This window comes from Allostella sp., assembly GCF_041913585.1.
GTDB lineage: Bacteria > Pseudomonadota > Alphaproteobacteria > ATCC43930 > Allostellaceae > Allostella.
Map to the genome: position 1 here is coordinate 1 of NZ_JAYSFE010000162.1, position 8,552 is coordinate 8,552.

The 8,552-nt window shown below is 71.2% G+C and carries 10 protein-coding genes and 1 tRNA gene; 5 read left to right on the forward strand and 6 right to left on the reverse strand.

All coding sequences use genetic code 11. From position 1 onward, the window contains the following. Window positions 1-133 precede the first annotated feature (133 nt). Complete coding sequence (locus ACE3Q3_RS21385) at window positions 134-448, reverse strand: hypothetical protein (RefSeq protein WP_374449378.1); 315 nt, start codon at window positions 446-448, stop codon at window positions 134-136. Between the two features lie 205 nt (window positions 449-653). On the opposite strand from ACE3Q3_RS21385, the gene ACE3Q3_RS21390 reads away from it, so the two are divergent. Next, window positions 654-2,081 carry an ABC transporter substrate-binding protein gene (locus tag ACE3Q3_RS21390; RefSeq protein WP_374449379.1) on the forward strand — a complete coding sequence of 476 codons (1,428 nt, stop codon included), beginning with the start codon at window positions 654-656 and terminating at the stop codon, window positions 2,079-2,081. Between the two features lie 16 nt (window positions 2,082-2,097). On the opposite strand, the gene gpt is transcribed toward ACE3Q3_RS21390, so the two are convergent. Both gpt and ACE3Q3_RS21400 read right to left on the reverse strand, forming a co-directional pair. Then, on the reverse strand, window positions 2,098-2,565 hold the full coding sequence (gpt, locus tag ACE3Q3_RS21395) for a xanthine phosphoribosyltransferase (RefSeq protein WP_374449381.1): 468 nt from the start codon (window positions 2,563-2,565) through the stop codon (window positions 2,098-2,100). A 53-nt stretch (window positions 2,566-2,618) separates the two neighbouring features. Then, on the reverse strand, window positions 2,619-3,044 hold the full coding sequence (locus ACE3Q3_RS21400; RefSeq protein WP_374449383.1) for a DUF4864 domain-containing protein: 426 nt from the start codon (window positions 3,042-3,044) through the stop codon (window positions 2,619-2,621). A gap of 62 nt (window positions 3,045-3,106) precedes the next feature. Between ACE3Q3_RS21400 and ACE3Q3_RS21405 the strand changes: the two genes are divergently transcribed. Together ACE3Q3_RS21405 and ACE3Q3_RS21410 are read left to right on the forward strand one after the other, a co-directional pair. Then, a complete protein-coding gene (locus tag ACE3Q3_RS21405) occupies window positions 3,107-4,699 on the forward strand; it encodes a gamma-glutamyltransferase family protein (protein ID WP_374449385.1) in 1,593 nt (530 codons plus the stop codon). 86 nt (window positions 4,700-4,785) lie between these two features. After that, window positions 4,786-4,862 (forward strand) — tRNA-Arg (locus tag ACE3Q3_RS21410). A gap of 112 nt (window positions 4,863-4,974) precedes the next feature. On the opposite strand, the gene ACE3Q3_RS21415 is transcribed toward ACE3Q3_RS21410, so the two are convergent. After that, window positions 4,975-6,027, reverse strand: a complete 1,053-nt coding sequence (locus ACE3Q3_RS21415) for a GlxA family transcriptional regulator (protein WP_374449387.1) — start codon at window positions 6,025-6,027, stop codon at window positions 4,975-4,977. 153 nt (window positions 6,028-6,180) lie between these two features. Between ACE3Q3_RS21415 and ACE3Q3_RS21420 the strand changes: the two genes are divergently transcribed. Next, window positions 6,181-6,765, forward strand: a complete 585-nt coding sequence (locus ACE3Q3_RS21420; protein ID WP_374449389.1) for an OsmC family protein — start codon at window positions 6,181-6,183, stop codon at window positions 6,763-6,765. 151 nt (window positions 6,766-6,916) lie between these two features. Here the strand turns inward: ACE3Q3_RS21420 and ACE3Q3_RS21425 are convergent, their stop codons facing one another. Continuing rightward, entirely contained in the window at window positions 6,917-7,363 is a 447-nt protein-coding gene (locus ACE3Q3_RS21425; RefSeq protein ID WP_374449391.1) for a DUF1810 domain-containing protein, read from the reverse strand. Between the two features lie 116 nt (window positions 7,364-7,479). Between ACE3Q3_RS21425 and ACE3Q3_RS21430 the strand changes: the two genes are divergently transcribed. Beyond that, complete coding sequence (locus tag ACE3Q3_RS21430; protein WP_374449393.1) at window positions 7,480-7,752, forward strand: hypothetical protein; 273 nt, start codon at window positions 7,480-7,482, stop codon at window positions 7,750-7,752. A gap of 22 nt (window positions 7,753-7,774) precedes the next feature. Here ACE3Q3_RS21430 and ACE3Q3_RS21435 read toward each other — a convergent pair whose 3' ends face one another. Next, on the reverse strand, window positions 7,775-8,212 hold the full coding sequence (locus tag ACE3Q3_RS21435; RefSeq protein WP_374449395.1) for an NUDIX hydrolase: 438 nt from the start codon (window positions 8,210-8,212) through the stop codon (window positions 7,775-7,777). Between the last annotated feature and the right edge of the window lie 340 nt (window positions 8,213-8,552).

Below are 8,552 nucleotides of genomic sequence, written 5' to 3' on the forward strand. Positions count from 1 at the left end.
CCGACGTGCCCGGCCTGACCTCGCCCAATCTCGGCAATTTCGAGTTCCGCAACGTTGTCCGGCCGCTCTTCCCCCTCGATCCCGACGCCACCTGGATCCCGCCCGCCTGGTAGGGCGGGCGAGGCAGCGGGGCTCAGAACCCGCGGCGCGTCACGGTGCCGGGCAGGGGGCCGAGCGGGTCGTCGAAGCCGCCCGCCTCGTTGCCCAGGCCCGGCATCCGGCGCTGGCGCGGCAGCGGCTCGGTCGGCAGGGGCGGCGGGCCGCGCGGCGCGTCGCGGGTGGCGGCCGGGTCGGGCAGCTCCACCGGCTCGGGCGCGTTCTCCCATTCCAGAAGCTGGGCGGTGGGCGCGAGCGCGGTGCCGGAGGAGGGGTACATCTCCTTGCTCGACGGCGCCGCGCAGGCGGCGGCCGCGAGCGGCAGGACGAACGGCAGAAGGCGACGGATCATCGGCTTGGGACCCGGAACGGAAGAGGAAGGTTAGCCCCTCCTTACCACGTCGCGGCCCGAGCGGCGACGCGCAATCGCCGGAGATCGTTCCGGGCTGGGGCGATGCCTGCTATCCTCGGCGCCTCGGCCCGACCGGAGGCACAGCAGAATGCGCGTCCCTCGCCTTCTCGTTGCAATCGCCCTCTCCCTCCCCGTCGCGGCCGGCATGGCCGCCGCCCAGCCCAAGGACCGGCTGACGGTCGGGATGGGGCTGGAGCCGCCGCATCTCGACCCGACCGGCGGGGCGGCGGCGGCGATCGACGAGGTCACCTACGCCAATCTCTTCGAGGGCGTGGTCCGCATCGACCGGTCGGGCAAGGTGGCGCCGCAGCTCGCGCGGAGCTGGACGGTCTCGCCCGACGGCCTCACCCACACGTTCGAGCTGCAGCCGAACGTCGCCTTCCACGACGGCACGCCCTTCACCGCGGCCGACGTCAAGTTCTCCTGGGACCGCGCCCGCGCGGCCGACTCGGTGAACGCCCAGAAGCGCTACTTCGCGGCCATCGCCGATATCGCGACGCCGGACGCGGGCAAGGTCGTGGTCAGGCTCTCCCGCCGCGACGGCTACTTCCTCTTCAACATGGGCTCGGGCGACGCCGCCATCGTCTCGCCGAAGACGGCCGAGGCCAACAAGACGGCGCCGGTCGGCACCGGCCCCTTCAAGTTCGAGCGCTGGGCCAAGGGCGACCGCGTCGTCCTCGTCAAGAACGACGCCCACCGCGACGCCGGCCAGGTGAAGCTGCGGCAGGTGACCTTCCGCTTCATCGGCGACCCCTCGGCCCAGGTCGCCTCGCTGCTCGCCGGCGACGTCGACCTCTGGCCCAACATCGGCGCCGCCGAGGCGCTCGGCCGGCTCCGTGCCGACGGCCGCTTCACCGTCCAGCCCGGCCAGACCGAGGGCGAGACCATCCTCGCCATCAACAACCGCAAGAAGCCCTTCGACGACGTCCGCGTCCGCCGGGCGATCAGCCACGCCATCGACCGCAAGGCGATCATCGACGGCGCGATGCAGGGCTTCGGGACGCCGATCGGCAGCCATTTCTCGCCGGCCGCCCCCGGCCATGTCGACCTGACCGGGACCTACCCGCACGATGTCGCGAAGGCGAAGGCACTGCTCGCCGAGGCCGGGCTGCCGGGCGGCTTCGAGGCGACGCTCAAGCTGCCGCCGCCGGCCTATGCCCGGCGCGGCGGCGAGGTCGTGGCGGCGCAGCTGGCGCAAGCCGGCATCCGCGTGAAAATCGAGCCGGTGGAGTGGGCGCAGTGGCTGGCGACCGTGTTCCGCGGCCGCGACTACGACCTCACCATCGTCTCCCACACCGAGCCGATGGACATCGAGATCTACAGCCGCGACGATTATTATTTCGGCTATTCGAGCGACCGCTTCAAAGGCGTCATGGCCGCCATCGACGCGGCGCGCGACGAGGCGGCCCGCACCCGGCTCTTCGGCGACGCCCAGCGCATCCTGGCCGAGGACGCCGTCAACGGCTTCCTCTTCCAGCTTCCCAAGCTCGGCGTCTGGAACCGCAACCTCGTCGGCGTCTGGGAGAACAGCCCCGTCCAGGCCAACGACGTCACCGGCGTCGCCTGGAAGTAGGCGGCGCGGGGCCCCGCTACCGCCGCCCGCCGACGATCGGCGGGTGCTGGTCCCAGGGGAAGGCGATCCAGGTGTCCTGGCCGATCTCGGCGACGAAGGTGTCGACGAGCGGCCGGCCCTCGGGCTTGGCGAACACGGTCGCGAAATGCGCCCGGGGCAGCAGGCCGCGCACGACGCGGGCGGTGACGCCGGTGTCGACCAGGTCGTCGACCACCAGCACGCCCTCGCCGTCGCCGGCCTCCGCGGCCTTCAGCACCTGCGGGACGCCGCGGGTGCGGTCGTCGTAGCTGGCGATGCAGAGCGTGTCGACGCGCCGCAGGTCGAGCTCGCGGGCGACGATCGCGGCCGGCACCAGGCCGCCGCGCGTCACCGCGACCAGCATCCGCCAGGGCGCCTGCTCCGCCAGGCGGAGGGCGAGGTCGCGCGACAGCCGGTGGAACTCCTCCCACGAGACGGCGAGACTGCGGCGGTAGGGGTCGCTCATGTCGGCTGCCTAGCCCGGCCGCCGGCGGCGGGCAACGGCCGGCTCGCGCCGTCTCAGGTCGTGCGATCCTCGCTCCTCGTCAGGACGCAGCCGGCGATCCGCCAGCGCCCGTCGGGCTGGCGCTCCATCATGTAGTGGGCGACCTCGGGCATGCCGTCCGGCCCGGTCACGAGCACGCGCTGCACCAGTACGCCGTGGCTGAGGCCGAGCTCGGCGAACTCCACCGCGCGCGGTCGGTAGACGGGGGCGTAGCCGCTTCGGACCATCGCCAGGAAATTCTCGGGCGTGCCGAACATCGCCTGGATCGACGGTGCGGCGAAGGCGAAGGCGGCGCCCGCGTCGTCGGCCAGGAAGGCCGCCATCTGGTCGCGGATCACCCGCTCGATGGCGGCGCGGTCCGCCGGTGACTGGGCGGACGCCGGCGCGGCGAGAAGTGCCAGGAGCAGCAGCGCGGCGAGGCGGCGGAACATCGGCGTCATCTCCCCTCCGGTCTGCGAAGGATGTAGCGTGGCCGTCCGCGACGACCAGCCGGGGCCGAGGAATGCTGCAGACCATCTACGCCCGGCGCGGCATGGTGACCGCGCCGCACCATCTGGCGGCCCAGGCGGGCCTGGCCGTGCTGCGCGACGGCGGCAATGCGGTCGAGGCGATGGTGGCGGCGGCGGCGACGATCGCCGTCGTCTATCCGCACATGAACGCGATCGGCGGCGACGGCTTCTGGCTGATCGCCGCGCCCGGTTCGGCGCCGGTGGCGATCCGCGCCTGCGGTGCCGCGGCCGCGGCGGCGACGCCCGAGCTCTATCGCCGCACCGGCCATGCCGCGATCCCGCCGCGCGGGCCGCTCGCCGCGCTGACCGTGCCCGGCACCGTCTCCGGCTGGCAGGCGGCCCTTACGGTCGCGGCCGCGTGGGGTGGGGCGCCGCTGGCGCTGCCGCGCCTCCTCGAGGAGGCCGTCCACCATGCCGAGGCCGGCATGCCGGCGACCGCGAGCCAGGCCCGCTACACGGCGGAGAAGGCGGCGGAGATCGGCGACGCCCCCGGCTTCCGCGATGTCTTCCTGCCGGACGGGCGGCCGCCGGTGCCGGGGCAGGCGATGCGCAACCCGGCGCTCGCCGGGACGCTGCGCCGGCTGGGTGCGGAGGGGCTCGACGGCTTCTATCGCGGCGATCTCGCGCGCGCGATCGCGGCCGATCTGGAGCGTGCCGGCTCGCCGGTCGCCGCGGCCGATCTCGCCCGCCACCGGGCGGCCGTCGTCGCGCCGCTGGCGGTCGCGATCGGCGCCGGCCGCGTCTTCAACCTGCCGCCGCCGACCCAGGGCGTGTCTTCGCTGGCGATCCTCGCCCTCTGGGACCGGCTGGGCGCGCCCGCGGCCGAGGGCTTCGCCCACGTCCATGGGCTGGTCGAGGCGACCAAGCGCGCCTTCCTCCTGCGCGACGCCCACGTCGCCGATCCGGCGGCGATGACGCGCGATCCGGCCGACCTCCTGTCGCCGGCGCAGCTCGCGGCCGATGCGGCGGCGATCGACCCGGCCCGGGCGGCACCCTGGCCGCCGCAGGCGCCGGCCCGCGGCGACACCATCTGGATGGGGGCGGTCGACGGCGCCGGCCGGGCGGTCTCCTTCATCCAGAGCATCTACTGGGAGTTCGGCTCGGGGGTCGTGCTGCGCGACACCGGCCTCCTGATGCAGAACCGCGGCGCGTCCTTCTCGCTCGACCCGACGGCGCTGCGGGCGCTGGCGCCCGGCCGGCTGCCGTTCCACACGCTGAACCCGGCGCTGGCCTGCCTCGCCGACGGCCGGACCGTGACCTACGGCACCATGGGCGGCGAGGGTCAGCCGCAGACCCAGGCGGCGATCCTGACCCGCCTCCTGGCGGGCCAGGCCCCCCAGCAGGCGGTGACGGCGCCGCGCTGGCTGCTCGGCCGCACCTGGGGGCGGGAGGCGACGACGCTCAAGGTCGAGGCGCGGATGCCGGCGGAGACGGTGGCGGCGCTGCGCGGCGCCGGCCATGACGTCGAGCCGGTCGAGGAGTTCAGCGACCTCATGGGCCATGCCGGCATGATCGTCCGCGGTCCCGACGGCGCGCTCGCCGGCGCCGCCGACCCGCGCGCGGACGGGATTGTCGCAGCCTTCTGAAGGCCCCAAATCCGCCCTTGCATGCCGGGACCCGTTTGCGTAGTGTCCCGGCCTCCGCGAGGGCGGCCACCGCCCCCGTCCAGTGCGCGCCCGTAGCTCAACTGGATAGAGCACCAGACTACGAATCTGGGGGTTAGGAGTTCGAATCTCTTCGGGCGCGCCATTCTACCGGACGCAATGCTGGTTCGCAGACTCGCGCATGATCGCGCGAGCGAACAGCTCGTTGAGCAGCCAAGTCTGGAGACCAACTCGATCGGTCGCATCCCGCTCCGCGTTCAATCAGCTCGAGCGAGCATTTTCGCACTCGGGGCGGCGGCGAGCGGCCGGAACATTTTTCGGTAGGCGCCCGGTGTCAGGCCGGTCGAGCGTTTGAACAGTCGGCGGAAGAAGGCAGGATTGTCGTAACCGACGACCGCGGCGATCTCGTCGGCGGACTGGTCGCCGGATTCCAGCAGCCGTTTCGCCGTCTCAATTCGCAAATTCTGCACATGCTCGATCAGGGTCGAGCCCGTGGCCGTCTTGAACCGCCGTTTCAGGCTCCGTTCCGGTATCCCGCAAGCATCGACGACGGCCGACACGGCATTCGCCTCCCGGATGTTGTTGGCGAGCCATTCTTCCGCCCGGCGAACCACGGCGTCCGCATGCGGCTGCCGGCGGACGAGACTGGCAAAGGGAAGCTGTCCGGCGTCGTGCCATTTCAGCAAATAGACCTTGGCGATGCGCAGCGCCTCGCCCGGGCTGCAATGGCGGGAAATGATGTGCAGCGCCAAGTCGTGCCACGACGTCGTTCCGCCCGCCGTAACGATCCGCCCGGCGGGGTCGGCGATTACGAGGTTGGGCTTCGGGTTGAAGCGAACCGCTGGAAAGCTCCTGCGAAAGAGATCCTGGTAACCCCAGTGCGAGGTCGCGTCGCGGCCATCGAGCAGTCCCGTCGCCGCGAGAAGGACCGATCCCGAGCAGGCCGTGTAGATGGTGGCGCCGTCCCGGTAACAACGGCGAATCCACTCCTTCACATCCTGATAGCGCTCATTCAGGTCATCGGTCGGCGCAAGCCAGAGCTCCGGCAATATGACGAGTTCCGGACGCGCAACCTTCGCGATGTCGATATCGGGGCTTATCGGGATGCCGTGGCCGCAGCGGAAGGGCTCGAGTGACGGAGATACGATCCGCGGCCGGATCAGCCGGTGACCTGGCTGCTCGCCGACAAGTTCCCGCCAAAGCGTGCCGGTGGAAGCAAGCACATCGACCATGCCGTAAAGGGCCGATCCGGCAGTCTCCGGCAAAGCCAAGATAAAGGCATCGATGGCGGGCGGAGCCGGTTCCATCATGGCAGAAGCGAATTTGGCATGAACGGACCGTTTCTGGCAAAACCCGTTCTTATCTCCTCCCCTGGCGAGCCCCTAGTTTTCGCCTCGCCGACGCAAGGTCCGAGGACTGCGGCCGGCAGATGCAACGCAAGTCTCGAGGATTGGAGAACAGCCATGACCGCAAGTCTCGCCGTCGCTGCACAGCCGACCCACATCAACGGCCTCAATGTCCAGGCCGCCGTCGACACGATCGCTGCGCTGAAGGCCGACAAGAGCCTCGCCCGCTTCCAGTTCCGCGCCCGCAACAAATGGGTCAACGGCGGCGAGAACCGCTCCACGATCCGCGACTTCTATGGCGCCGGACAGGAGGATACTTCCCGTGCGGCATCTTTCGAGTTCACCAACGGCGAGCCGCCGGTGCTGCTCGGCGACAACGAGGGCGCCAACCCGGTCGAATTCCTGCTTCATGCCCTTGCCGGCTGCGTGACGACGACCTTCGTGCTTCACGCCATGGCGCGCGGCATCGCCATCCGCGAGCTGTCCACCGAACTCAAGGGGAACATCGATCTTCAGGGGCTGCTCGGCCTCGACGACAGCGTCCCGGCCGGCTACGAGCAGATCAACATCCAGATGCACGTCAAGGCGGACTGCACCGACCAGGAGCTCGACGATCTGCTGAACTACGCCCTGCAGCACTCCCCCGTCTGCAACACGGTCTGCCGGCCGGTGCCGGTGGTGATCGAGCGCATCAAGGCGTGATGCGCCGACGAGCGCCCCGATCCGCCGTGAGATCGGCGGCGCTCGTCACCTCCACCGGCCAAGGAGATCGTCTCGCGGAGACCAGCACATGCGAGTTCCGGGTTTCATCCTCTCCGGCGCCCATTGCCCGTCGATATCTGGCGACCCGGCGTCAGCGCCGCCGATCCAGGAGCGCGAGCGTCGCCGGGTCCGGCCGGCCGCCGCAGCAGGCGTCGAGCGCCGCCTGGAACGGCCAGTCCTCCTCGTCCTCCGCGACGACGGCCGCGAAGAGGGTCATCGACGAGCGGAACTTCATCGCGTCCAGCGGGCCGAAGATCGCCTCGAGCGGCTGGTCCGCGTGATCGATCACGATGCGCGCCGCCGCCGCGAGGCGCGGCCCGAGCCGCGGGTGGGCGAGGTAGGCGCGGGCCTCGTCCGGAGACCGGATGCCGTAGTTGACCGCCATCGGCGAGCGTCCGAGCGCGACGTGCTGGGGAAAGACGAACCACATCCAGTGCGTCGTCTTGCGGCCGGCGCGCAGTTCCGCCAGCGCCCGCTCGAGGATCGGTTCCTGGGCCCGGACGAACCGTTCCAGTCCGAATGGATCCGCCGGTGGCATGCTGGCCTCCCATCCGTCCCGTTGCCATGGGAAGCAGCATAGCACGGGCGGAGGCGGCTCTTCCGCCTGCGCGGGATTGGTGTAGGCTGTGACGAGATCGCGTCCCGGAGGCACCCATGCGCAAGCTCCTCGCCATCCTCTTTCTCTGCCTCTTGCCCAGCCTGTCCTTCGCCCAGTCGGCGGCGCCGTCGGTGACCATCACCCCGCCCAAGATCGAGACGACCGGCATCACGCTGAAGCACGTCGCGATCGTCGTCGGCGCCATCGTCATCGGCGCCGTGCTGGGCGAAGCGCTCATCGGCGACGCGCTCGGCACGATGATCGGCATGGCCGCCGGCTACATCGTCGGCAGCCAGGTGGCGGAGGATTTCGAGGACGAGGAGATCTAGCCGGCGGGCGCGGCCGGCGGCCCTACTCGGCCGCCGCCGCGCCGGTGAATACCATGCCGGAGAATTCCGCGATGAGGGCCCGCAGGCCGGGCTCGTCGACGAGTTGCAGCGCCTCGATGGGCGCCAGCCAGCGCGTGTCGCGCGTGGCCGCCTCGAGCCAGGTGATGCTCTGGCGCTTCACCTTCAGCGGAAACACCCGGACCTCGCACGGAATGACCCGGCCGTCGTCATTCAGGCTCTTGGCATAGGTGAAGCGCCCGATCGGGCGCTTGCCAACCGAACCGCTGACCCCGGCTTCCTCGTAGGCCTCGCGCGCGGCCGACTTCTCCGGTTTCAGCCCCTTGATCGGCCAGCCCTTGGGGATCACCCAGCGGCGGGTCCGTCGCGTCGTGATGAGCAGGATCTCGAGCGTGCCCGTGGCGTCGATACGGTAGGGCAGGGCCCCGTACTGGATGCGCATCGCAGGCGCCCCCGGCTGGCTCATCGATCGGGCGATCCCTTCGTCGGTACAACTGGCTGCGCCGGCCGGCAAAGGCGGCGCTTCAAGAACATTATCTCCCTGGCCGCTCAAAAGTTCCAGTGGGTCCGTGACCTGACCGCGGTCCCGTCGGACGAACGAAGCGGGCCGCGGAGAGGAATCCGCGGCCCGCTCGATCGGGTCTGGTGGCGAGGCGGGGGTGGCGGCCGGTCCGGGGCCGGCCCGGGGGGAGGCCGGCCCGCGGGGGGGCTGGGGCGGACCGGCCGCCGGGGCCTCGCGCTAGCGGCCGAGCTTCTGGTCGCCGTCGACCGACTGGCCGAAC

Coding starts and splice junctions, on each gene's coding strand:
- ACE3Q3_RS21385 (WP_374449378.1), bottom strand. CDS start 448: ATGATCCGTCGCCTTCTGCCGTTCGTCCTGCCGCTCGCGGCCGCCGCC.
- ACE3Q3_RS21430 (WP_374449393.1), top strand. CDS start 7,480: ATGCGCAAGCTCCTCGCCATCCTCTTTCTCTGCCTCTTGCCCAGCCTG.
- ACE3Q3_RS21415 (WP_374449387.1), bottom strand. CDS start 6,027: ATGATGGAACCGGCTCCGCCCGCCATCGATGCCTTTATCTTGGCTTTG.
- ACE3Q3_RS21405 (WP_374449385.1), top strand. CDS start 3,107: ATGCTGCAGACCATCTACGCCCGGCGCGGCATGGTGACCGCGCCGCAC.
- ACE3Q3_RS21425 (WP_374449391.1), bottom strand. CDS start 7,363: ATGCCACCGGCGGATCCATTCGGACTGGAACGGTTCGTCCGGGCCCAG.
- gpt (WP_374449381.1), bottom strand. CDS start 2,565: ATGAGCGACCCCTACCGCCGCAGTCTCGCCGTCTCGTGGGAGGAGTTC.
- ACE3Q3_RS21420 (WP_374449389.1), top strand. CDS start 6,181: ATGACCGCAAGTCTCGCCGTCGCTGCACAGCCGACCCACATCAACGGC.
- ACE3Q3_RS21435 (WP_374449395.1), bottom strand. CDS start 8,212: ATGCGCATCCAGTACGGGGCCCTGCCCTACCGTATCGACGCCACGGGC.
- ACE3Q3_RS21390 (WP_374449379.1), top strand. CDS start 654: ATGGCCGCCGCCCAGCCCAAGGACCGGCTGACGGTCGGGATGGGGCTG.
- ACE3Q3_RS21400 (WP_374449383.1), bottom strand. CDS start 3,044: ATGACGCCGATGTTCCGCCGCCTCGCCGCGCTGCTGCTCCTGGCACTT.